Here is a 24,822-nt window from a genome sequence, read left to right as displayed (position 1 = left end):
GGTTGGGTTAAATGAAGTGAAACCCAACAATTATTAAGATCAGGGTTTGGGTTGGGTTGCGCTGCGCTTAACCCAACCTACAAATGATAACGAAGGTAGCTTAATCTTCTTGATCAAAATAGCGATCTAAAAAATTCAGCGCGTGATTACGCAGTTCAAAATACTCTTGAGATGCGCGAATAGCAGCGCGATCGCGCGGATGTTCAAACGGAACTTCCAATATTTCCCCAATTGTAGCAGCAGGGCCATTAGTCATCAGCACAATTTTATCTGACACATAAATAGCTTCATCTACATCATGGGTAATCATCATTACTGCTTGGCGGTGGTTTTCCCAAATATCTAAAACTTGGCGTTGCAATTTTCCGCGAGTTAGTGCAACAAGTTTTACTCTTCAGTCTCCTCTCAATGCCTACGGAGTTAGCTGACGGGCTAGGGCTGAGAGATGTCCCTTTCTGTGTCTTTTAATCAAAGAACATTTCAGAAATAAGCCCCTTAATATGGTTCCCCCGCTCCTTGTTCACCAAGCTGGTGAATATTTTGGACTAGGCTGACTTGATTCTGCTAATTTCTTGAAAATCTACTACATAAGTTGACGCTTGTCAAGGAATCTGTCTTGAGAGTGAAGAGTGAGGGCGATCGCAATTATCGCTTTTAGGTATAGCAGTTAGCAATCAGCTTTTCTATTTGCTGAGGTCTGTATAAGTTTAAATTCGTTCCCAGGTTGAATCTGGGAACGAAACTACAAGGTTAAAGATAACTAATATAAATACTTATAAAGATGAGGCAAGTATCAGATAATACCTCTATTCTTCTTGTTTCATTTGTAATGTAGCACCAACGGCTGCACTAGCCCCTGCGATTAAGCCAACACTCATCCCTTCAAAAGTTTTACTGATGGGATTTTGTATTAAGCAATTACTTGTTGGTAATTCAGCTTGCATACATTGAGTACTTTCTGCCCAGCTAGCAGTGCCTCCAACAAGTACACCAGCAGCACTACAGGCGACAATCAGCAGAATAAAGCGGTTAGTTTTTCCGTTCATAGGTAGATGAGTAAATTAACTAAATTACAGTTGCTTTGTAATCCAATTTACCTTGCTAGTATAGGAATAAAACCGTATTTTCACCTAAGTTTCTGGATGGGGATGGCGAATATTACCTAATTTACCCCTAAAGTTGACTAAGTATAAGTTTCTAATTTCTTGATTAAGTAATGCCAAAACAGCAGAGGCATCTACAACAACTTCACTCACCTAAAGCCTCCTCCCTGCGCTCTTGAATCAACTCTTCAGAAAGTTTTCTACTAGCAGGAGCATACTGTCTAAAAAGAGCTTGGGCATTTTCTACAGAAGTTGGAGTGTGGCTTTGAATTGGTTGCTCTTCCATTACGAGGACAGAATTATACTCTCCTACAGGCATATCTGTAGGAAAATTGACTAACAACCTGCCATTGCTTGCTACAGTTACTCGTATTCCTATTGTTCTCCTAATTAGCTCTACAGGTTGCTCCAACTACTGAATATCAATATACCAGCGATAATTAAGATTCAGTAAAAGCCAGTGTAGAGACGTACCCTTGTACGTCTCTACATCAAATATTTGTAGCACTTTTAAACCTTAATCAATCTTTATGTTAAATGGCAAACGAGCATAAATGCCTCTGGGATCATTCATTACTTTAAGCAGATCTAATTCTGACTTTAATTTGTTCAATTCTACTGTTAAAGGATCTGCTGTCTGCTGCTGTTTAGCACTTTCTTCTCCTAAGAATGTCTTAAAAATTTGTTCTTCAAAACTGCGTGATTTGGGATAATCTTCTATTTCCCAATCCTTACCTAACTTTGCCTGTTTAGCAGCATAATTAATCGCTGCGTCAAGACCACCTAATTGATCTACTAATCCCAATTTCAGAGCCTGTTTACCTGACCAAACGCGACCTTGAGCAATTTCGGCTACTTTAGGTTTAGGCAGTTTCCGAGATTCTGATACTTTGTCGAGAAATTGATTATAAACTTGGTTAACAAATCGCTGAGAAATTGCTAGCTCTTGGGGTGTTCTGGGACGGGCAACAGTTTCAATACCAGCCAATTTACTTGTTTTCACACTATCCCAGCTAATACCATTGTTTTTAGCAAGTTTCTGGACATTTAATAGTAGCCCAAAGACACCTATTGAACCCGTGATCGTATTTGGTTCTGCAAAAATTCGATTGGAATAGGTAGAAATCCAATAACCACCAGATGCGGCGACATCGCCCATAGAAACAATTACAGGTTTAACTTTCTGAGTAAGTCGAACTTCTCGCTGAATTACATCAGATGCTGTAGCACTTCCACCAGGACTATTAACTCGTAAAACTACCGCTTTAACATCTTCATCAAGTCGCAGTTCCCGCATTTGTTTGGCAAGGCGATCGCCTCCTATACTACCAGAACTACCTTCACCGTCAACAATTTCGCCTTCAGCATAAATCACAGCAATTTTGTTATCGGATGAACTCTTATCTACATCCTTATTATAAGCATTAGCATAACTGCTCATGCTAATTTTAGGGAAGGATTGCTCTTCTTTGGTATTATCAGTAAGTTTTTTCAGTTCAGCAACAACTTCATCCTGGTATGCTACTTTATCCACTAAACGACGCGATTTTGCTTCCTGTGCAGATAAAGAACCTTGAGAATCTGCGATCGCCTGTAACTCTTTAGTATTTAATTTACGGCTTTTAGCAGTTGCACCTATAAATTCACTCCACAGATCGTTTAACAATACTTGCGTTTGTAACTTACTTTCTGGACTAAACTGTGTGCGGATATATGGTTCTACTGCTGATTTAAACTTACCAACCCGTAATACCTGAATCCCAACACCATACTTTTGAAACGCACCAGCTAAAAACATGGTTTGGGAACTCAAACCATTGAGTTCCATAACTCCCATTGGGTTAATAACAATTGTATCCGCCACAGAACTAAGATAATACTCACGCTTTTCTAAATCTACATTGTAGGCAATAATTTTTTTTCCAGATGCCCGAAAACGTTCTAGTGCTTGTCGCACTTCTTTTAAAGTAGCAAAGCCTGTTTCATTACCTGTTTCACTACTGCTACCATCTAAATATAAAGCGACAATTTTTTTGTCTTTACTAGCTTTATCTAAAGCCTGAAGCACAGTCCGCAGAGTGACACTATTATTGTCATCACCAGATAGCGCCTCGCTAATTGCTTCGCTAGTACTACCTCTAGACTTACTATCAGTAATATTGGTAGACAAATCAAAAACTAATACTGACTTATCTTTAACTATTGGCGCATCAGATTTAGAACTGGCTGCAATTAGTAGAACAACTAACCCAACAGTTCCTAAACTACAAAACAGGAATAAACCTGCAAGAGTACCAACTAAACTAGCAAAGCTTTGTTTAAAAAAATCACGCATGGTCAATTAACAATGAACAATAATCAATTATCAATTTTTAGAAGATTTCCCCGTGCATTGAGTTATGGAAAATCCCACAATTATTCTTTATTTTAAGCGGAAACGCTCTAGTTGTATGGTAATTGATAATTGTTAATTGTGTTGTAAGCAATCGGATTTTTTGAGTTGGGATAAAGTGGCGTTGCCAGTACAAAATAAAACAGTGGTGATTTCTGCAATTAATAGCTGTACTAAGGAGTCTAGGGCATCTGCTGATTCATTGGCAGCTTTGAGGAATGGCATTGCTAAACCAGCAATATCTGCCCCTAGCGCGATCGCTTTGGCAACTTCCAAACCATTTCGCAATCCCCCAGAAGCAATTAATGGTATATTGGGTGCGATCGCCCGAATACTTGTAATACATTCTGCTGTCGGTATTCCCCAGTCAGCAAAAGTTTTACCTAACTGTTGCACTACAGCATCAGATGCTCGTTCACCTTCAACTTTTGCCCATGATGTACCACCTGCACCCGCAACATCAATGGCGCTAACTCCAGCATTGATTAAGCGTTGTGCCATAGTTGCTGAGATCCCATTACCGACCTCTTTAGCGATGACAGGTACTGATAATTTATAGCATAAAATATTGATTTTGTCAAGCAAGCCTTTAAAATTTGTGTCGCCTTGAGGTTGAATGCACTCTTGCAGTGGATTGAGATGCAAAATTAAGGCATCTGCTTCTAAAAGTTCCACTACACGGCGACATTGATCTAAACCATAGTCATAATTGAGTTGAACAGCACCCAAGTTAGCAAATAACAGAATATTAGGACAGAGCGATCGCACTGCAAAAGTATCTGCAAGTTGGGGATTTTCCACCGCTACCCGTTGGGAACCAACACCCATAGCTAGTTTATACTGCTGTGCCACCTCAGCAAGACGATAGTTAATTGTTTTAGCAAGATCTGTTCCCCCAGTCATGGAAGAAATCAGCAGAGGCGCACCTAAGTATTTTCCTAAAAAAGAACTACCGAGATCAATCTCACTACGATCTAGTTCTGGTAAACAGCAGTGCTGAAATCGGTAACGTTCCAATCCATTTGTAGTCTGCCGAAAATTAACATCTTCATCCAGACAAATTCTAATATGATCTGCCTTACGCCTTTGAGTTGTTGAGTTTACAGGTAGTATCATCTTCAGTTAGTGGTGATTGGTGATTGGTGATTGGTGATTGGTCATTAGTCCTTGCTCATTGTTAATTGTTAATTGTTAATTGTTAATTGTTAATTGTTCTAATTAATTCGACACAATCACGTCCATCAACATCTTGCAAATAAACTTTTACCTGTTCTTCCTTAGATGTAGGTAGCTGCTTGCCAGTAAAATTGGGATGAATTGGTAACTCACGATGTCCTCGATCTACTAAAACAGCCAACCAAATTGCATCAGGTCTACCATATTCAAGTACTGCATTTAAAGCTGCGCGAATTGTACGCCCTTTATAAATAACATCATCTACCAGTACCACCGTCTTGCCACTCAAATCAAAGGGAATATCGGTTTTTGCAGGTGTTCGCACACCTATCTGATCGAGATCATCCCGATAAAAAGTAATATCCACTGCTCCCACAGGCACTTTTACTTGTTCAAGTGCTTCTATTTGACGCGCTAATAAATGTGCTACGGAAACGCCTCTAGTGTAAACACCAAGTAGCACCAATTGAGATAAATCTCTTGACTTCTCAATAATTTGAGATGATAGACGGGTAATTGTCCGACGTATTTCGTCTGAGGAAAGGATTTCTACAACAATTGCAGGCATAATTATTTTTCAAAAATCATAAAGACTGTATTGAAATAATATTCCCTCCCCGAATTGCGGGGAGAATTAGGGTAAGGTGATTACTCCCTTCCCACGCTCAAGATTACCGATTGTATTCTTCCTCTTCCTTGGCGTTCTTTGCGTCTTGGCGGTTATAAAAATAGGTATTCTTTAAGCGAGAAGAAAGTAATATTTTTGGTATTGTATTCAAGTTGCTAAAACTGCATTTGTTGCAGAGCCAACAATTCCATCCGCAATTAATCCATGATCTTGCTGAAATCTTTTAACCGCAGCCCGTGTTTTGGCTCCATAGATACCGTCAACTTTTCCAGCATCATAACCTTGGGCGATTAATCTTCTTTGAATTTGAGCTACTGTTGTGCTGCTACGATTTGGTTGTCTAGCTACAATACCTTCACTCGATCGCAGTGCTGCATAAGTCTTTTCGCCAGCTTTGCCTACAACTGGTAGTTTTTTAGCTTTTTGAAATCTTTTGACTGCTGCTTCAGTTAACCGACCATAGTATCCCGTAATTTTTCCTTGATAATAGCCAGCAGCATTTAGACGAGTTTGGAGATCCCTTACTTCGGCTCCGCGATCGCCTCTTTCCAGTGCTTGAACCCCACTCGCTAAATTTAGCCCAAACCAGTTAAAAGCCAAAAATAGTAACAGTATTTTTGTTGAAAGTTTTTTCCCCTTCAACTTCTCTAACAACCGCAGTTGACATTCTTCTGCCTGCGATCTAACCAGAGATTCTTCGTATGCAGTAGCAATATGTAGATAGGCAAACGTTTCCATCATTTTTTTGCCAAATTATTTCAATCTTAGCCTACCTTATCTGGTTGAGCCGTTGATTTGCTAGATATTTTTTTTAATAGGATGCAATAAGTAACAATATAGTGGTTATTCCCAACCAGAGGAGAAAGCAATAGCGGGTTAGGCGCAAAGCTTGGTGAATAGATGCTGGCGCGATCGCACTCGTCGCATCCCCCAACAAAGGTTTATGCTTAATAACTCCTCTATAATAGTTATCCCCCCCTACCTGCACACCGAGAACTGCTGCATAAGCACACTCACTCCAACCAGAATTGGGGCTAGGATCTTTAATAGCATCACGGCTACAAATACTCCAAACTTGCCTTGGTTTGCCACTCATCAGCGCCAAAGTAATTACAGTTAATCGGCAAGGTAGCCAAGTCAGCATATCCTCAAACTTAGCACTGAACCAACCTAAATCAGTGTATGGTTCATCTCGGTAGCCAACCATCGAATCTAAAGTACTAGCAGCTTTGTAAGCTAAAGCTAATGCTACGCTACCCACTCCTGGTAAACAAGCTCCGAGAATCGCATAGAATAGCGGAGCCATTACCCCATCAGTGGCATTTTCTGTAACTGTTTCTAAGACAGCACGAAGAATTTCTGATGTAGAGAGATTTTCAGTATCACGACCAACATATTTACTTAACCGAGAACGCGCCTCAGTTAAATCATTTGTTGCTAATGGTTGCAAAACATCCTCTGCTGCTGCTCTTAGAGAACGACCTGCAAAACAACTAGCTAGTAAAATGCTGCTGATAGCAATACCTAATAATGGATGTACCCAGTTAGCTAGTTGCACTATTAACCAACCTATTAGTCCACTACCAACAATTAGTACTATTCCCAGGTAGATACCAGCTAACCGTTTTAATAGCGGACTAGATATATATTTAATCGCCACCTGGGAAAAATTACTAATGAACCAACCCATAACTTGAACTGGGTGAGTCCATCCCCAAGGATCACCAATAATGTAATCCAAACTCGCTGCCAAAATTAAAACTGTAGTATTAATACTGAGTTGCATTCTCGGTTTGGTGATTGGTAATTGGTAACTGGTGATTGGTTGGTCACACTATATATAGATATAGGATAAATTAACTTGCCTTGACAGCATAAATAGTGCGGGCATCTTGCCCGCTTATTGTTTTGGGTAAGTTTTATTCTGAATTCTGACTCCTGACTCCTGACTCCTGAATTCTGACTCCTAAATTGAATTTGAGTGCAACGAGTCAATATTTTTTTCCCAATTCCTGCCATCAAAGGGTTGAATGTCAAATTGATCAATCACATTCTCATCCAAACAGCGAATATTTACATCAATTGCATCGGGATGAGAACGGGGACGATAAAAAGAGTGAATTCCACAGATGCGACAAAAAGTGTGTTTAGCGATACCTGTATTAAATGTATACGTGGTTAAAGCATCATCACCTTGTAGTAAAGTAAAGCGATCGCACTGCACAATCAAGTGTAAGAATCCCTTTTTTGTACATATAGAGCAGTTACAATCAGTTGCTTGCTGCTTGTCAACAATTACCCGAAAGCGGACAGCGCCACAGTGACAACCGCCTTCATAAGTAACAGGTTCTTTTACTTGTGTCATAGTTTATTTCAAAAAATATTTATACAACAAAACTTGTCGTCTCACCTTGAGAAGCTTGCCAACTGCGAGCATCATAGTAAAGGTCTGCCAGAGTGATACTGTACAACGCCTCTTTGAGTTTTTGATGCAAACGCCGCCATAAAGTAAATGTTACCCAGTCTCCTGCTAGATTAGCATCTGGTGTTTGGCTCTTAAGTGGTTCAATTGTTTCGCCTACTGCTTCTAGAATTTGTCCTAGAGAAATGTTTATAGGTTCACGGGCGAGTTGATATCCACCTTGGGAACCTCGAATTGATTGTACTAAACCAGCACGGCGCATTTCTATCAGTAGCTTTTCTAAATAAGGTGCAGGTAAATCTTGACGAGATGCGATCGCCTTGACTGAAGTTGGACCATAATTAGGCTGGAGACTGAGATCTAAAAGTGCCTTAACACTATAGTGTCCACGGGTTGTAAGTTTCATTCAATATAGATAAGCCTCTCGTAGGTAGTAAGTATTTCTCATTTTTATGACTCGATGGTGTGATTAACTTGAGTTTTCCTTCTGACATCAGTTATTTACAACCTCTAGGCAATCACAAATTTCTAACTATTTAAATAAAGATGCTATTTTTAACAAAAATAGTCAACAAAATTTAGTATATGCGTGTAATATAGTTTATGTGCCACTAACAAGTTGACATTAGCTGTTCAAAGCTTGACTGTCATCCCAATAAAAATGCACAAATACCACTTGACTGATTAGTTTTACATTCAAGTTGATGAATAAAAAGAAAAAAATTGACCCGCTTGCGGGTGAAGAACTGACCAAAAAAGTCAAAGAACTGGGCAACCTCAGTAAAGAAGAAAAAGCAAGAGCCTGTGGCTACTATACCGTCACCAAAAACGGTGTAGAGCGCGTCAACATGATGAAATTCTTGAACGCATTAATTGATGCCGAAGGAATTCAGTTAGACAGCAAACAAAATGGACAAGGGCGTGGCGGTCGTAGTGCCAGCTACCGGATTAGTGTGCAATCTAATGGCAACCTATTGATTGGTTCTGCTTACACCAAACAAATGGGCTTACAACCAGGTGATGAGTTTGAAATCACTTTAGGAAGAAAGCACATTCATCTCAAACAATTAGATGGCGACGGCGAAGCTATCGAAGAATAATTCTGATTCGCTCAGAATTAAATCTTAAGCGTGGTCTTCAATAATTTAAAACAGAAAAATGCCATGCCTATACAGGCAAGGCTAATTTTCTATGACTTAAAACCGATTCTCAAGCTTTAAGCAGTTTGCTTGAGAGTCGGTAAATTTACTTTTGTTACTGTTGTAGTTGATATATAACTACGCAAAGCCTTGCGCGTGACAGCAACACTATAAGCTAAATCAATTCCTTCCTGTTCTAAGACACCTAAAACTTCCTGCGGGTTGTCTCTATCAACAACTGGTAGTTGATGAAGTCCTCTAGCAGCCATCCGGTCTAAAGCGTCAGCTATCGGCTCATCATAGTAGGCATATAGTAAATTAGTTGTGCAAATATCAGCAATTAGCTGATAGATTAAATCATCTTTTGGTGAATCTAATTCAGAGCGTGATGCCCGTTCCGAAAGAGCAATTGCGCGATTAATATCTTGTAAAGTGACAATGCCAATTAGCTGCTCAGTATCATTAATCACTAAAGCACTACGACTGCGGCTGTTTGTTAAAGCTACACCTGCTTCCAATACAGGCATTTGACTATCTAGCATGATAGCGGGGAGATACATAGCATCGCCTACGGGAATTTGCTTCAAAATCTCCTGATTTTGGTCTTTTTCGACATTAATACCAATCTGTTGCAGATTTTTTCCCTGACTTTGTGCTGGCTTTAGTCGCTCTACCAACCAAATACTTAAACCGACTGCCGCCATCAATGGTAAAACAATTCGGTAGTCTCTAGTTAGTTCAAACATTAATAAAATTGCTGTCAAGGGTGCTTTGGCACTACCCGCAAGGACGGCTGCCATTCCTACCATTGCATAAGCTGGCGGTGCAGCAATATTAATCATGCCTACTGGTATTAAAGCTGCTAAAACTTTGCCATAAGCCGCACCTAATGAGGAACCTAAAAACATTGCTGGTGCAAATACCCCGCCAACTAAGCCACTACCAAGGCTAATTGCGGTCATAATTAACTTGATTACCAGCAGAGTTAGCAGTAACCCCAAGGAAAAATCAACATCTTGAAGCATAGCTTCAATAGTTTCATAGCCGATACCGAGAATTTGAGGAACATATAAAGCGGCAATTCCTACACACGCGCCACCGATTACAGGATGAGCCGCGCTAGGAATTAGAGTCAACCATTTAAAGCTAGGTACTTCTCCCCGAAAACAACGTTGAGAGAATTTGATTGATTGAGTGTAGGCTACTGATACGACGCTGGCTAATACACCTAATCCTAAGTAGAGAGGTAATTCTAGGGGACTGCGTACTTCATATACTGGTAGGGTAAAAGCTGGTTGTGTACCTAAACCAATTTGAGCAATTAAAGATGCAACGACAGCCGATAGCAATACAACACTAACTGCTGAGGTAGCAAAGCTAGTTCCTAATACTACTTCTAAGGCAAAGAATACTCCAGCAATAGGCGCATTAAATCCAGCAGCTAAACCAGCAGCAGCGCCAGCCCCTAAAAGTAATCTTTGGCGTTCACGAGAAACTTGTAAGACTTGACCAAGTAGTACGCCAAAACTTGCGCCAATTTCTACGCTAGGTCCTTCGGGTCCCAAAGACGCACCAGTTCCCAATGAAACGGAAGCTGCGACCATTTTGGTGACTGGTCGCAGAGGCGACATTTCCTGAATACCTTGAAAGGCAGCAATTAGGGTGGACATACTGGGGCCAAAATCAGGGGCAGCCAGACGCATTAACCCAACGATAATTCCTCCAATTATGGGTACTAATGCTAATGTCCACGCACCCCAATGGAAGAGAACACCCATCAGTTCCTCTAGCATTAAGCTATGGATGAGCTTAATTAAGTAGTGAAAAGTAACAACGCCCATACCAGTGAAGCCACCTATTAAGATGGCTAGTAGCAGGACGACTGTTTCTGGGGAAGGTTGTATTTGATTGAGAGTGCTAGTAATACGCGATGCAGGTGATGCCGAGGCGGAAGATGGCGGCAGCAGCACCTCAGAATGAGGAGTTGCGGTCATTGAGGGGCAGTAGAAGGAAAAATAATAAAAATTTTAATTTTTGTTACTTGATTCTTATTGTCATATATCACTAATAGCTACGACAACTCTAAGTCATCTGTCATTAGAGATATTGCCAAAATCGCTCAGATTAGAGCTACATCTGCTTTCTAAAACAGCAAAATTGTGTGCAACTTGGTAATAAAAGTATAAAGCTTTTGAATTCGCAGCCGATGATCAAACGTATCTTACATATAAAAAATTGGCATCAGCTTTGATTCTTAATTTATGAATAATCAACCGTTAAAGAATGAAGCTACACCCCTTGTAGCCATTAATCAGTATCAAATTCTCGATACTGAACCGGAAGCGGCTTTTGACGATATCGCTCGTTTAGCCACGCTTGTTTGTGGAACGCCGATCGCCTTAATCAATTTAATTGATGGAAACCGTCAATGGCTTAAATCAAATATTGGTTTGAATGTCAAAGAATTACCCCTTGTAGCAGGATTTTGCCGCATTTGTATTGAGCAAGGCGATGTTCTTCTGATAGCTGATACCTTAGCGGATGAACAGTTTGCGATTAACTTAGTCGTACAGAATCATCCCCACGTGCGATTTTATGCGGGTGCGCCCCTGATTACGCCTGACGGAAATGCCATTGGTACGCTTTGTGCGATCGACACAAAACCAAGAGAACTCAGGGCAGAACAAGTTGAGGCACTGAGAGCTTTAAGCCGTCAAGTCGTAAACCTTTTAGAGTTACGCCGTCATGTAACTGAGTTAGAAAGCATGATCGCATTGCAGCAAGTTACACAGTCAGCCTTACAAGAAAGTGAGGAACGATATCGTTCAGTGGTAACGGCGATGCAAGAGGGAATTGTACTACACCAGGCTGATGGTACTATCCTTACTTGCAATCCTAGCGCCGAACGTATCCTGGGACTGTCTGCTGAACAAATTGTCGGACGGACTTCTGTCGATCCACGCTGGCGCACTGTTGATTCTGATGGCTCTGTTTTCCCTGGCGAAACTTACCCAGCAATGCTTACTTTGCGTACTGGTAAACCTTGCTCAAATGTAGTGATGGGAGTTCATAAGCCAGATGGGGTAATAACTTGGATCTCTATCAATTCCCAACCGTTGTACTTACCTGGAGAGACAACACCCTATGCCGTAGTGGCTTCATTTTCCGACATCACTGCTCAAAAACTTGCAGAAGCAGCGCTGCAACAGGCGAATGAAACGCTAGAACTTAAAGTTCAAGAGCGCACAGTCTTATTGCAGCAGGCGATCGAGCAGCTAGAAACTGAGGCGAGATCTAGAGTGCAGGCAGAGGAGACTTTAAATAAGGAACGAGAATTTTTAAAAGCATTACTAGAAAATTTATCCGACGGGATTGTGGTTTGCGATGAAAATGGAATTTTGACTTTATTTAATCGAGCTACGCGAAAGTTTCATGGAATGCCGCAACAACCACTTCCACCCGAAGAGTGGGCGCAATTATATGACTTGTATTTACCTGATGGCTGTACGCCGATGCAAAAGGAAGATATTCCGCTATATCAAGCATTGCAAGGAAAAACGATTCGTGACGTAGAAATGGTCATCGTTCCCAGACAAGGGAAAGTTCGCATCGTACTCGCTAGCGGACAAGCAATTATCGATCGTCACGGGAAAAAACTCGGTGCAGTGCTGGTAATGCACGATATTACGGCTCATAAAGCAATAGAAGCAGCACTTATTGAGAGCGAGTCACGACTAAACAGCATTTTGAACTCAATTCAAGATGCTGTTTGGTCGATCGCCTATGATACCTTTGAGATACTTTACCTGAATCCAGCCAGCGAAAAGCTTCATGCACGTTCTCGTCAAGACTTCTTCGATAACCCGTACTTGTGGCATGAAGTTATTCACCCAGACGACAAGGATAGTGTTGAGAACTATATGAAAAAACTCTTGGAGACAGGAAGTATAGAACACGAGTACCGCATTATCCGCGCCGATGGTGAAGTGCGCTGGGCAAACAATAAAGGCTGGCTGGTTTATGACTATACAGGTAAACCCGTTCGGATCGATGGTTTAGCCTCAGACATCACTGAACGCAAACAAGCAGAAGACAAACTCAAAGCTTCTCTGCAAGAAAAAGAAACTCTGCTTAAAGAAGTTCACCATCGAGTGAAAAACAACCTGCAAATTATTTCTAGCTTGTTGCGGTTGCAGTCTAAGCAAATTCGGGATGCAGATGTACTCGAACTTTTCCAAGAAAGCCAAAACCGCGTGCGGACGATGGCACTAATTCACGAAAAACTTTATCAATCTGATAATTTAGCGAAGATAGATTTTCTAGAATATATACAAACCCTCATTCAGGAGCTATCCCGTTCGTATGGCGCTTCCAAGCAGGCGATCGCTTTTAAGCTCAACATAGAGAAAGTTCACTTAGAAGTCGATATGGCTATTCCCTGTGGATTAATTATTAACGAACTTGTTTCCAACTCCCTCAAATATGCCTTTAAAGATCGCCAAACAGGTGAAATTGATATTAGCCTTGTTCAGCACAGCCAGAGCAATAGTTTTATCCTTACCATTAGTGATAACGGGGTTGGCTTACCGCAAAATTTAGACTTTCGTAAAACTCAATCCCTTGGCTTACAGCTTGTTTGTAGATTAACCAAGCAACTAGGAGGTAGCATTAACCTTAATCCAAGTCAGGGAACTGCATTTCAAATTATATTTCCTACCCCCAGCGAGCAAGAATATAACTAAGTTATGCCCTATACCAAGCTTCTAGTTGTTGAAGATGAAGAAATTGTAGCTTTCGATATTGAAAGTACCCTCAATACGCTAGGGTATGACGTTATTGCTGTCGTTTCTTCTGGAGAAGAAGCAATCCAAGAAGCTGCTACAAGTAAGCCGGATCTCGTACTAATGGATATTAGGCTTAAAGGCAGTATGGATGGTATACAAGCGGGATCGATTATAAAGCAATTCAATATCCCAGTCGTGTATCTAACTGCCCATGCTGATGCAGCAACCCTGCAACGAGCAAAAATCAGCACCCCTTTTGGCTATGTGGTGAAACCGTTTGAGGAAATAGCACTACAGACAACAATTGAAATTGCGCTTTCCCGTCATCAAGCTGAAGAAACAATGCGTCAGGCATTAAAAAAAGAACAGGAACTCAACGAACTAAAATCTCAGTTTATTTCTATTGCCTCTCATGAATTCCGTACACCTCTGACTACTATCCGTTTGTCAACCGATATGCTAGAGATTCTTTGTCGAGACTACATGGATGAAAAGAAAATTAAACATTTTAATCGAATTCACACCTCAATTACTGAAATGGTTCAACTTATGAATGATGTTTTAATGGTAGAAAAAGCCGAGGCAGGTAAGCTAGAATTTGAACCAATTCAGCTAAATTTAAAAGATTTTTGTGGTGAATTGATTGAACAATTACAGTTTAATGCTAGAGAGCAGTATCTGATTACCTTTAACAGTCCAAATAACATCAATGCTTGCATAGATGAAACATTGATGCGCTATATTCTGAGTAATTTGCTTTCTAATGCCATTAAATATTCTCCTCAAGGTGGCACTATTAACGTTGAACTCAACTGTAAAGATGAAACTGTTATCCTCCGCATCCAAGATTGGGGTATAGGTATCCCCCAAGAAAACCAGGCGCAGTTGTTTCAGCCTTTCTATCGCGCATCTAATGCCAGAAAAATTCAAGGTACAGGGGTAGGGTTATCTATTGTCAAACAATGTGTAGATTTGCATGGCGGTCAAATTGCTGTAGAAAGTGAACTTGGGGTCGGTACAACGTTTACCGTCACGCTACCAGTTGTAAACTAACTGACTCTTTTGTGTGTGCTGTTGAATCATTGCAGCAACAGGTTTAACTGGATATGCTTCGCCTAGTTCCCAAACCCAATGGGGAGAAGTGATAAATAATAGTAGGGTGACATAAGTACCCCAAAATAGCACGAAGATAAACTGCAAGTCTTTTTGCGCTAACAGTACTGCGGATATTAAAAATGTTAGCGCCGCAGATAATAGCACAAGCTGTAAATGTAAGTTGATGGAATTTGCTAGTAAGGTAAAGTAAAGGCTACCAGCAAATGCAACTAAACCAAGTAAAGCTAAACTGATAATCCAAATTCGGGAAGGTGGCAAACTATCCCAACCATGCCAGGTTTCACTGAGTTTAGCACCTCCAGCTAATGCGATCGCAGGATATATCGGCAAGACATACCAAGGTAGTTTTGTAGCCATAACTGAAATGACAACAAAATAACTAATATTCCACACTAAGATTAATTTTCCCCAACTGTAGTTACGATTTTGCCAAGCTAGTCGCCATCCTAAAGGAAAAAATAGTAACCAAGGCACTGTATATTTCAATATTTCTAGCAGGTAATACCAAGGTTTTCCACTATGATTTTCTACAGGATGCCAAATACGTGCTAAAGATTGATTGAAAATACCAGTACCAATAAATAGTTGTCCGTAGTGTAACCATTGGGCGGTATACCAAGCAACTACTGGGATACTGCCTAGAATAATTCCTAACCAAAAAAACCAAGATGTTAAGAGTCTGGGTGTATCCCAGAGTAGGAATAAAACTGCGATCGCACCTAATAATACTCCCATTATCCCTTTAGTAAGACAAATTAAGCCAAAGGCGATTCCTGCACCTAAACACCAACGCAAGTCACGGCGCGATCGCAACACGCACAAAATCATTAATAATAAAAAGCACAACACTGAACCATCTAGCATTGCTAAACGTCCATGTCTTACTACTGGTAACAACGTTAAGTAAATTAACGCTGAAAAAATTGCTGGAGTATGACTTTTAAAAATTTCTCTCCCAACCCCATATAGTAATGGGATAGAAATAGCAGTCAGTGAAGCTGGGAATAAGCGCGTACTCCACTCATTAATTCCAAAAAGTTTATAACTAGCAGCAATTAATATGTGAATTAATGGCGGTTTATTGAGATAAGGTTCTCCTGCAAGCGTGGGATAAAGCCACTTTAAGGATTGTACTGGCGCACTTGCAATCTCCCGTGCAACTTGGGCTACAGTACCTTCATCCCAATCTCTTAGCGGTATGCCAAGATTAATAGTAAAGAGTAGCAACGCTGCCAATAGTAATCCTAATACTAATAATTGATCTATCCAGGTATCAGACCAACGCATCCATTTTTTCAAGCGACTCCGTGCAAAGCTGGCATTGTACATACTGCTGTATTGAATAAAAATTTACCTAAACATTAATTATTGTTAAATTGTACTAAAAAACATTTTCTTTTGGTTTTATATTTAATTTTTTAATGTAAATTGTTTTCATGCTTTTATAACATCTGGTAAAAGCAAATTTTACTTTGTCGAATATCCAGACAAAAAAATGGAGCATTATCATGAATTTACCGATATTTTTTGATATCGTAATTGGTTTGTTTTTTATTTATTTAATTCTGAGTTTGTTAGCGGCTGAAATACAAGAGTTAATTGCTACCCGTCTCCAATGGAGAGCTAAACATTTAGAACAATCTATTGAATCCCTATTGTCTGGTGGAAGTGAATATTCTTTAAATGAGCATTTAAATGAGCAAGTTGAAAAAGCTAGAAATTTAGTAAAAGCCCTTTATAATGATCCCTTGATTAATACTCTTAACCACGAAGCAAAGGAAAGAGTAGACAAAAGATCTCAGGGAGACAATAAATCAATAGGTAAGGGCTTTATTTCTGAGAGAAGTAGCGCTCCCTCTTACATCCCGTCAGAAACGTTTGCTAGTACATTACTTGACGAGTTAAAAATTCCACATTTAATTAAAAAAGTCCAAAATAATCCAGATTTAAAAACTGATTTAAGGCTAATTTTGTCTTCTTATCGAGAATTAAGAACAGCTATACAAAATAAAGATACCGAAAGTTACGGCAAACTAGCAGAAACTTATGGAGATATAGATGAAAAATTAGAAAATTTATTTAAAGATAAAGAGTCTAACAATGTGCCTGAATCTTTACTCAGGAGCTTGGAAGTTTTAGCACGGCGCAGTCAAAATAAGGTTGGGGAAATAGATGAGCAAGTAAATCAGTTGAGAAAAGAAGTTGAAACATGGTTTGATCGTTCAATGGATAGGGCTACGGGGGTTTATAAGCGTAACGCCAAAGGAGTAGCTATTTTAATTGGGATTGCGATCGCAATTTTGACTAATACTGATACTTTCCACATCATTAGTAGACTATCAAAAGATACAGCCTTGCGTACAGCTATTACTACCAGTGCCAGCCAGCAAGTTGCATTGTATAATAATCCAGATATAAGAAACCAAATTTATAAAACTTTAGGCGATGTATCCCTACCCCTTGGTTGGACTGATAATAATTTTGAGCAACAATTTGGCTTCAAGCCTAAAACTGACTTGACTAAGTTAAAATTTGACTTCGGGAACTTTTTAAAAAGTTTAAGAGTAGTTGTGGGTTGGTTGTTGAGTGGTTTAGCTATTGCTATGGGTGCGCCTTTTTGGTTCGATTTACTTGGTAAAGTAACTAATGTGCGTAACGCAGGACCAAGACCTGTATCTTACACTAAGGATCAACCTAGCGTCAGTAAGTAAAATTAAAATGTCTTGAATCTAGAGACGCGCCAATAACACTGACGCATCTCTACTATAATCAAAGCTAAATCATACTTTCAAAAGCAGTTTGTATGTCTTGAGTCAGATTTTCAACAGATTGTTTAGCACTGCGGCGACTACTAGAATAAGTATCCCAACGCTCTGAAACTGATATAGGTTCACCTATAGTCATTTGTACCCGTTGTTTCCCTAATTTAGGGCGCATAAATGGGTTTCCACCTTTAATTCTGGTCATCATATCCCACATTAATAAAGTTGTTTCTGCAAACCTGTCGGCTGTGGGTTTTTCTAAAATATATTTACCTGTAACTGATACAAAACTTTCCACTAATCTCATGTGCCACATTCTTAAGTTTGCCTCAGCAGCAATGCGATCTGCAAGTCCTTTCTCTAAGGCTGAAAGTTTTTCGGGATTTTTAATATCTTCACGATAAATACAATCCCATCCTGCTTGTTCTAAACGACGACAACGATCAATTAAACTTCCTTTGGGTAACACATTAAAATATTGCTCTGCTACCTGCAAGGCAACATCTAAAAGTGCATGAAGTCTAGTACTAAATTCCTTATAACTCAATGACTGCGATTCTAATTCTTCTGTAGAGGTAACGCTAGTAAACTCTTTTTTGTGTGCTGTTGGTAGCTTTTGATGATAAAATTTAGTATAAAAGTTCTCCATTAAAGATAAAAAATGTTCACCTAATTTATAAACTCTCTTGTAAAGCCATTTTTTGACTTCATCGGAAGGTTCAACACCTGATACTAACTGTTGGTTTTTAAATTGGGAATTTTCACTATTTGCAGACAAGCCACTATCTGCTTCTAATGTAGTTAAAAGCTGTTCTATTTGTTTCCAAGGAGCTTGAACATAACTATATTTAATCCCAATGGGAACAATAAAAACTTGCTCAGAACGTTCAGCTTTAAGTAAATCTTCAGCGCACCAAAACCCTAACTGAGCAATGCCAGGTTCTAGAGGACTAACAAGTTCATTATGACCATTTGTTGCACCTTCTGGTGCTGCTGCCAAGGGAAAATTACCATTAACTAATAAGTTACGAGCAGATCGCAAACCAACTCGATCTAATTTGCCACGATGAATAGATGTTCCACCTAAACGTGGATAAAGCCAACTAACTATTGATCCAGCCCAAATGGGAATACCACGATCATACATAAAATGAGAATGAAGTGGTTTTTGGAGCGGTATTCCCTTTTGTTTTGCTACTTGTGGTAATATATAAGAAATCAAGTATAACAGAGAAAAGGGGTCGTCAGCGCTAGGATGACGAAATGCCATTAAGAATCTAGTTTTTCCTGATTGAAATTGTTGATATAAATCAACTAAAGTTTCAACATTATCTGCTTTAATTTCAGTAATGGATGTGCGCGATCGCAACCATATAGGTAACAACATCTTCACACCCTGCACTACTAGAGGATTGAACGCAGGTGGGATAAATTCTAATGGTGGTTGAGCTTGGATCACTGGATTAGACAACCTAATTTTCTCCTGTTGTGATTAGTCAGAATCGTAATTGATAGCAGTCATCTATCAGCTATCTGCACCGTCAGCTTTTCTATTCTATTTGCTGTGTATAATTTTAAAATAATATAAAATTGCTATGTAATTATAATTATCAATCAAAAATAAAAATTAACTGAGTTTGCAATCCATCTACACGCCTTACCTTAACTTGACGTAGAAATTCTCTAAAATAAAATCTGCGTTCAGATTCAGATAAATCCAGCCAGAATTGTTGAATAGAAACTGCTTGTGCTACCATTTGCAAATTCACAGGGGGAAGTTGCGCTAACTTATCTTTAATTTCAGCAATTTCTGTCCGCAGCTTGTAGGCGCGTAACTCTGCTGTCTCTACATCCAGAATGCCACTAGCAATAAATTCAGGTAGCTGATCTAGAATACCTTGCTTGTTAGCAATTTCTTGATTAAATTTTTGCTTAATTCCATCTATATTAGGCGAATTGATCGCAGCTACAGCTAATGGTAATTCCTCACAGATTTTTTCAATAGTCTGCTGTAATACTTCTTGATAAGGAATTGCACGACATTTAGGTGTAAGTGGACACTTGTGGGGACGTAAGTAGAGATATTCCTGTTTTTTTCGCGTCATCGTTACGCGGGTAACAATTGTAGGTGAATTACACTCACCGCAAACAACTAAACCTGCAAGTGAACGAGTTGCGCTGGCGGTACGAGGTGGTAAACTGCGGTTACGGCGTAGCAGTCTATCTATTTGTGCAGCTTCTTCCCTAGAAATAATGCTGACATGAGTATCAGAGATTACATCCCCATTTTGATATGCGGTATCACCCCGATAAACTGGATTAGTTAGCCAACGTTGTCCAGTAGAAACAGAAATTTTCTTACCATATTTCTTTTCTAAATAGCGCACTGCACCACGTAAAGAACCATAAAGTAAAAATTGCTCAAAAAAATCTTTAACTACAGGTGCAGCACTACGATCTAGTATGTAGCGATCTTTACCTCGTTTATAACCGTAAGGTACTTTTCCTGGTGGTGGTGCAGCTTTAAGGCGGTTGCGGGCGTGTCCTTGGCGAATGCGATCGCGCCGTTGGTTATACTGAATTTGTTGTAACAGTTGCAGTAATTGTAGTTGTTGAGGAATTTCACATTCTGTCGCAACAAGCTGAATCTTAAGAGATTCTATCTCAGAAATGCGATCGCATACTTCCGCTACCGAATCACCCAAATCTTCCAGTCGCCTAATTAATAAATAATCTGCTGGTTCCGCAATACAATCTTTAAATAACTGCTTTAATTGTTGACGACCTCCCAAATCTTGATAAACGCGATCAATTTCCCACCCCCAAATATTAGAATCGGGAGCAGATTCTAATAAAGGATCAGTGTAGATATATGCAATGATTCTCATTGCAGTAGTAAATTACCCAAACGCTTAAGGATACTCACTACACTATACAATTCATTATCCCGCCGATAAAGGGAAAAATCATCAGATCTAGCGTATTGTGGTACACCTTGTTGCGTTAACTTCAAAAACCCAAAGTAACTACCATTAGTAACTAAACCAAAAGTAGGTTTTTCAGGGTTAGGATTACCAAGCATATAAGCTAAAGCTTGCGGTATTCCAACTTCTATCGACGCAGTATTACGCTTAGACTCAACTACCAGTATCCACAATTGGTGGTGTAAAACTAAAACATCAATCTGTCCCCTAACAATTTCGCCTTCATCCTCAACAACTATTTCTACCGAAGGTTCCCCCTCAACGCGATAGGGCGGTTGATAAAAACCTGCTAAGTCTAGTAACGGCGATAGCACTACCATTTTGACAATGCTTTCGCTCATCGAATAGCGTTCAATTAAATAAAGATAGTTATTTTTAACTCTATCTAAAGTTTGCTTTTCTACCTCACTCAATTCAGGTAAATCAGTTAACCATTCTGTAAAGAATTGGTCATCAGTAGCACGTTGGAGATTAAATTTATCTATTAAATCTCCTAGCGCCAAGTTTCTAGCTGGGATTGTTTGTACCATTTATCCAAGATTTAATTCAATTACATTACCATCTGGATCTATTGTAAATAAAGCAGCGCGACCAGATGCACTCATTTGGACTTCGCAACCATGAGCAATTAACTGTGATTTTGCTTCATCTAAATTAGTAACTGAGAAAGCAATGTGGCGGTTGCGTCCTAATTTTTCAGAGTTATGTAGCTGTGATTGAATAGTTGTATCTACAATTAGATGAATTTGTAAATTTCCAATTTGATACCAAGTACCAGGGAAGTTTAACGAGCGATCTACCTGGGATAATCCTAAAATCTTACCGTAAAAATGCTCGGCACGTTCTAAGTCTGAAACAAGAATAGCTATATGGAGACAATCTTTAATTTGCATATTGGGCTATTTTAGCTAAGGATATTTAATTTTAAGCCTAGCAGAAATATAAAAACGCTCTTAATCCTAGAAAGGGAAGATTAAAGGCGTAATTGGATAGTTATTCTTTTTGTACACGGTTGTTTACTTACTCCGAATACTCTCCACCAATGCTGATAGCTGTATTAAACACTTCAGCATCAGTTAAAGTGATATCTTGTAAAACCGCACCAGCAACTTCAGAATCAATTAATTTAGCTTGAGTAAAATTAACTTGTGTTAAGTTAGCATTACTAAAGTTAGTCCCACTCACAAAAGCGGCTGTAAAATTAGCGCCTTGTAAATTTGCACCCGCTAAATCAGCACCTTCTAAATTAGCATTTACTAAAATTGCTCCTTGCAAATTAGCATTCCTCAAATCAACACCTACCAAATGCACTCCGCTTAAATCGACTCCTACTAAATTACACCCTTCACATTCTCCTGTAGACAACAAGCGGTTGAGTTCGTTGCTTTTTGACGCTTGAATAGGTGTTGTTGAAATCGAGGGGAGACTGGGTAGTGGTTGAGAATTGATTTGACCGTCTACATTCTGTGTGTTATTGTTTGCGCTATCGGGAGCTTCCGCTACTAAAAATGGTGGAGATGTTGTTTGCGCGATCGCACGCAGCCCGATGCTACCACTAAATATCAGCAGCATAGCTGTAATTACAGCACGGATAGATATTTTTTGAGAAATGTAGGTAATATTTGAAAATTTGTTGGTAGAAGCAATTAAATTTAGCATAAGCACCGTATGTATATAACTCGATGCCTTTTAGTCTTATCTAATTTAAATAAAAATTGGGATCAGTAGTAGCCACTTTATAAAAGTGTCACTTAAGACCTGGACGATAGGTTTTTTCTATGTTAATAAAAAGCTGTTTAGCAATTAGTAGTATATAGAGCAAATTAATAAAATTTCTAAAGGTGAATGATAACTTAATTATAGAAAAATTAATATTTATGAAGAGAGATTTAATTAATTTTTAATAGAGTTGAGACTATGAATTATAGTATAATGAATAAATTAGTTATATACATTATAAATACAGAACTTAAGGGATGTAGAGACGCGAAATTTCGCGTTTCTCTACAAATGTAGTGCGGGCATCTTGCCCGCGTGCTGTTTGGCGTAAGTCTTAGTTAAGATTTAGCAATTACCTTAGCCGCAGCAGCAACACCAGCACCCGAAGTAAAGCCTTGGTGTCCTAACTCGATTAAAGTAGCTTCTAGAGAACCAACAGCAGTAAGAATATCGCGATCGCTCACAAACCCTAAGTGACCGATACGGAAAATTTTACCTTTGAGGTGGTCTTGTCCACCAGCTAAAACAATATCAAAGCGTTTCTTCATTACAGAACGCACTTGTTCGGCATCCACCGTAGTAGGTGCTACCGCAGTAATAGCAGGACTCCCAGCACCATCTGGCGCAAACAAAGGTAAACCCAAAGCTTTCATCGCTTCACGGGTAGCATTCATCTGACGCAGATGACGAGCGAATATAGATTCTAAACCTTCAGCTTTCATCATCTGCAACGCCGCTTGCAACCCAATTATTAAATTAACTGGTGGAGTAAACGGAGTAGTATTTTTAGCAGCATTCTTGCGATAAGGCTTCAAATCTAAATAATACTTTGGAAGTTTCGCTTTTTCGTAAGCTTCCCAAGCTTTAGGACTAACCGCAACAAAACCTAATCCTGGGGGAATCATATAACCTTTTTGAGAGCCAGATCCCACTACATCTAGACCCCAATCATCAATAGGTACATTAGCCGCACCCAAGCTAGTAACCGCGTCAACAATAATTAAAGCTTCACCGTGAGCTTTCACATGGCGGTTAATCGTTTCAAGATCATTAATTACCCCAGTGGATGTTTCACTATGAGTAATAATGACAGCTTTAATTTGCTTTTCGGTGTCAGCTTCTAATTTTTCACGGAATTGTTCAGGATCAAGAGGTTTACCCCATTCTGCCGTGACTGGATCTACATTAAGACTATAAGCTTCGCAAACTTCGACCCAGCGTTCGCCAAACTTACCATTAGATCCTACTAAAACGCGATCGCCTGGACTCAGGAAGTTAATAATTCCAGCTTCCATCGCTCCAGTACCGGATACAGTCAACATCAAAACATCATTCTGAGTTTGATGCAGCCACTTGAGGTTTTCTGTCACCTCTGCCATAATCTTGCTAAATTCACCGCTCCGATGACCGATAGGGTGTTTAGCCATAGCAAGCAATACCTGTTCCGGTACCGGAGTGGGACCAGGAATCATCAACATTAACTTATTGTCCATTATTAGTTCCTTTAATCTGAAGGCTTCAAATTTTAGCAAAAGTTAGCAGTTAAAATTGCTAATTTCTGCATTTCTTTTTAGATCTGCTTGGTCATTGGTCATTGGTCATTGGTCATTGGTCATCGGTCATTGATAATTGTTCATTGGTCATTGTTAATTGCCTTCTTTAAGAAATTAGGTAAATCTACTTGCAGAAATTTGTGAGATTTTGTTGATGCCTCTTGATCGGAAATCACTGGGGATATTGTCTCAATTTCAGTGGGATGTTGAGGATTAGCTAGTAATTCTAAGAGGTTTTCACTGGCATCTGGTAATAATTTTTTTAACGTTTCTTGTAAATGTTGAATTTGGCGTTGGTTTTCTTCACACTGCTGTTTCCAGTCCTGTAACTCTGCTTGATATTCCTGATTTTGCAATAGAATGATGCGATCGCTTAATTGCTCTTGCAGTGCTGCAATTTCCCGTTGCGCCGCCAACAACTGCATTTCTAGACTCCCAGCCAAACTTCGAGCAGAAAAAATTTCTGCTTCAAGCGATCGCACTTTTTCTTGCAGTGCTTCTTGATCTGTATATGTTTGATTAAGCTCTCTTTGGAGTTGCTGTTTCTCAGTTTTAGTTTTAGCACGTTCTAGGATTAACTCAGTTTTAAGATGCCCTAGCTCAAGCTGTTGCGATCGCATAAAATTTTCGATAGTAGCCAATAAGGTTCGCACAGTCTCGTCTTCTACCTGCTGTTGCTCACCAAAAAGCAGTTCCTTAAGTTGAGCAATAGCCTGTTGCTGAAGGTTTGTAACTTCCTCAGTCTTAGCAAGCTGAATTTCTATGCTTTGTGGTTTGCTTAATTGGTTACTTAACTCAGCGATCGAGATCTGAGAATGTTCTAAAGCTTCCCCTAATTTTTGCAAACGCTCTAAACTTTGGTGTGCGTGGGAAAACTTTTGCTGAAACTTGGAGAGATCATCGTGTTTATGAAGGACAAGCGAATTTGCTTCTCCTTGGGCTAAATTTACCTCTTCGGCATCAGTAGCCTCAACTGCGGCTTGATCGGTATCTGTCGCCGCTTGGGGTTCCCGCTCATTATCCTCTGATTCGTGTTCAGGCACT

At 39.6% G+C, this 24,822-nt stretch carries 23 protein-coding genes, 1 pseudogene and 1 riboswitch; of the genes and pseudogenes, 4 read left to right on the top strand and 20 right to left on the bottom strand.

The genetic code is table 11. From position 1 onward, the window contains the following. Positions 1-100: 100 nt before the first annotated feature. From CRI9333_RS17585 to CRI9333_RS17540, 11 genes and pseudogenes are all read right to left on the bottom strand, one after another. Positions 101-385: pseudogene (locus tag CRI9333_RS17585) on the bottom strand (ABC transporter ATP-binding protein); the annotation flags it as partial. A 9-nt stretch (positions 386-394) separates the two neighbouring features. Next, a riboswitch (cyclic di-AMP (ydaO/yuaA leader) is annotated at positions 395-562 on the bottom strand. Positions 563-806: 244 nt separating this feature from the next. Then, on the bottom strand, positions 807-1,046 hold the full coding sequence (locus CRI9333_RS17580) for a hypothetical protein (protein ID WP_015204526.1): 240 nt from the start codon (positions 1,044-1,046) through the stop codon (positions 807-809). 84 nt (positions 1,047-1,130) lie between these two features. Then, positions 1,131-1,256 carry a hypothetical protein gene (locus CRI9333_RS28165; RefSeq protein ID WP_015204525.1) on the bottom strand — a complete coding sequence of 42 codons (126 nt, stop codon included), beginning with the start codon at positions 1,254-1,256 and terminating at the stop codon, positions 1,131-1,133. Then, positions 1,249-1,446: a hypothetical protein gene (locus CRI9333_RS17575; protein WP_198013579.1), complete on the bottom strand. Its 198-nt coding sequence runs from the start codon at positions 1,444-1,446 to the stop codon at positions 1,249-1,251. Before CRI9333_RS17575 ends, CRI9333_RS28165 begins: the two co-directional genes overlap by 8 nt. A gap of 174 nt (positions 1,447-1,620) precedes the next feature. Continuing rightward, positions 1,621-3,438, bottom strand: a complete 1,818-nt coding sequence (gene sppA, locus CRI9333_RS17570; RefSeq protein WP_015204523.1) for a signal peptide peptidase SppA — start codon at positions 3,436-3,438, stop codon at positions 1,621-1,623. A gap of 132 nt (positions 3,439-3,570) precedes the next feature. Then, the gene (gene fni / locus CRI9333_RS17565) at positions 3,571-4,611 is read right to left on the bottom strand and encodes a type 2 isopentenyl-diphosphate Delta-isomerase (protein ID WP_015204522.1); all 1,041 of its coding nucleotides are present in this window, start codon (positions 4,609-4,611) and stop codon (positions 3,571-3,573) included. Between the two features lie 82 nt (positions 4,612-4,693). Next, positions 4,694-5,239 carry a bifunctional pyr operon transcriptional regulator/uracil phosphoribosyltransferase PyrR gene (pyrR, locus tag CRI9333_RS17560; protein WP_015204521.1) on the bottom strand — a complete coding sequence of 182 codons (546 nt, stop codon included), beginning with the start codon at positions 5,237-5,239 and terminating at the stop codon, positions 4,694-4,696. 207 nt (positions 5,240-5,446) lie between these two features. After that, positions 5,447-6,040 carry a peptidoglycan-binding domain-containing protein gene (locus tag CRI9333_RS17555; RefSeq protein WP_015204520.1) on the bottom strand — a complete coding sequence of 198 codons (594 nt, stop codon included), beginning with the start codon at positions 6,038-6,040 and terminating at the stop codon, positions 5,447-5,449. A 70-nt stretch (positions 6,041-6,110) separates the two neighbouring features. Continuing rightward, a complete protein-coding gene (gene cbiB, locus CRI9333_RS17550) occupies positions 6,111-7,085 on the bottom strand; it encodes an adenosylcobinamide-phosphate synthase CbiB (protein ID WP_015204519.1) in 975 nt (324 codons plus the stop codon). Between the two features lie 180 nt (positions 7,086-7,265). Beyond that, positions 7,266-7,664 carry a GFA family protein gene (locus CRI9333_RS17545; RefSeq protein WP_015204518.1) on the bottom strand — a complete coding sequence of 133 codons (399 nt, stop codon included), beginning with the start codon at positions 7,662-7,664 and terminating at the stop codon, positions 7,266-7,268. A 19-nt stretch (positions 7,665-7,683) separates the two neighbouring features. Then, positions 7,684-8,127, bottom strand: coding sequence for an Rrf2 family transcriptional regulator (locus CRI9333_RS17540; protein WP_015204517.1), 444 nt, complete (start codon positions 8,125-8,127; stop codon positions 7,684-7,686). A gap of 298 nt (positions 8,128-8,425) precedes the next feature. On the opposite strand from CRI9333_RS17540, the gene CRI9333_RS17535 reads away from it, so the two are divergent. Beyond that, entirely contained in the window at positions 8,426-8,821 is a 396-nt protein-coding gene (locus tag CRI9333_RS17535) for an AbrB family transcriptional regulator (protein WP_015204516.1), read from the top strand. 116 nt (positions 8,822-8,937) lie between these two features. On the opposite strand, the gene CRI9333_RS17530 is transcribed toward CRI9333_RS17535, so the two are convergent. Further along, positions 8,938-10,854 (bottom strand): chloride channel protein, encoded by a 1,917-nt coding sequence (locus CRI9333_RS17530; RefSeq protein WP_015204515.1) that lies wholly within the window; start codon positions 10,852-10,854, stop codon positions 8,938-8,940. Between the two features lie 267 nt (positions 10,855-11,121). On the opposite strand from CRI9333_RS17530, the gene CRI9333_RS17525 reads away from it, so the two are divergent. After that, positions 11,122-13,602, top strand: a complete 2,481-nt coding sequence (locus CRI9333_RS17525) for a PAS domain S-box protein (RefSeq protein ID WP_015204514.1) — start codon at positions 11,122-11,124, stop codon at positions 13,600-13,602. A 3-nt stretch (positions 13,603-13,605) separates the two neighbouring features. After that, entirely contained in the window at positions 13,606-14,697 is a 1,092-nt protein-coding gene (locus CRI9333_RS17520; RefSeq protein ID WP_015204513.1) for a hybrid sensor histidine kinase/response regulator, read from the top strand. On the opposite strand, the gene CRI9333_RS17515 is transcribed toward CRI9333_RS17520, so the two are convergent. Then, positions 14,680-16,089: an ArnT family glycosyltransferase gene (locus tag CRI9333_RS17515; protein ID WP_015204512.1), complete on the bottom strand. Its 1,410-nt coding sequence runs from the start codon at positions 16,087-16,089 to the stop codon at positions 14,680-14,682. The two genes, CRI9333_RS17520 and CRI9333_RS17515, sit on opposite strands and share 18 nt — an antisense overlap. Before the next feature lie 179 nt (positions 16,090-16,268). On the opposite strand from CRI9333_RS17515, the gene CRI9333_RS17510 reads away from it, so the two are divergent. Next, entirely contained in the window at positions 16,269-17,471 is a 1,203-nt protein-coding gene (locus CRI9333_RS17510) for a hypothetical protein (RefSeq protein WP_015204511.1), read from the top strand. A 64-nt stretch (positions 17,472-17,535) separates the two neighbouring features. Here the strand turns inward: CRI9333_RS17510 and CRI9333_RS17505 are convergent, their stop codons facing one another. The 7 genes from CRI9333_RS17505 to CRI9333_RS17475 all read right to left on the bottom strand — a co-directional run bounded on the left by CRI9333_RS17505 (position 17,536) and on the right by CRI9333_RS17475 (position 24,821). Beyond that, the gene (locus CRI9333_RS17505) at positions 17,536-18,993 is read right to left on the bottom strand and encodes a phospholipid/glycerol acyltransferase (RefSeq protein ID WP_015204510.1); all 1,458 of its coding nucleotides are present in this window, start codon (positions 18,991-18,993) and stop codon (positions 17,536-17,538) included. Positions 18,994-19,132: 139 nt separating this feature from the next. Further along, entirely contained in the window at positions 19,133-20,410 is a 1,278-nt protein-coding gene (locus tag CRI9333_RS17500; protein ID WP_015204509.1) for a recombinase family protein, read from the bottom strand. Next, on the bottom strand, positions 20,407-21,036 hold the full coding sequence (locus tag CRI9333_RS17495) for a hypothetical protein (RefSeq protein ID WP_015204508.1): 630 nt from the start codon (positions 21,034-21,036) through the stop codon (positions 20,407-20,409). Before CRI9333_RS17495 ends, CRI9333_RS17500 begins: the two co-directional genes overlap by 4 nt. Then, on the bottom strand, positions 21,037-21,399 hold the full coding sequence (locus CRI9333_RS17490) for a VOC family protein (RefSeq protein WP_015204507.1): 363 nt from the start codon (positions 21,397-21,399) through the stop codon (positions 21,037-21,039). A 127-nt stretch (positions 21,400-21,526) separates the two neighbouring features. After that, the gene (locus tag CRI9333_RS28620) at positions 21,527-21,922 is read right to left on the bottom strand and encodes a pentapeptide repeat-containing protein (protein WP_390370108.1); all 396 of its coding nucleotides are present in this window, start codon (positions 21,920-21,922) and stop codon (positions 21,527-21,529) included. A gap of 641 nt (positions 21,923-22,563) precedes the next feature. Beyond that, positions 22,564-23,718, bottom strand: coding sequence for a pyridoxal-phosphate-dependent aminotransferase family protein (locus CRI9333_RS17480; RefSeq protein ID WP_015204505.1), 1,155 nt, complete (start codon positions 23,716-23,718; stop codon positions 22,564-22,566). 140 nt (positions 23,719-23,858) lie between these two features. Then, entirely contained in the window at positions 23,859-24,821 is a 963-nt protein-coding gene (locus CRI9333_RS17475; RefSeq protein WP_015204504.1) for a hypothetical protein, read from the bottom strand. Position 24,822 lies beyond the last annotated feature (1 nt).

The sequence above is a fragment of the Crinalium epipsammum PCC 9333 genome (assembly GCF_000317495.1).
GTDB lineage: Bacteria > Cyanobacteriota > Cyanobacteriia > Cyanobacteriales > PCC-9333 > Crinalium > Crinalium epipsammum.
The sequence above is the reverse complement of the archived record's forward strand: the minus strand, read 5'-3'. Positions and strand labels throughout refer to the sequence as shown.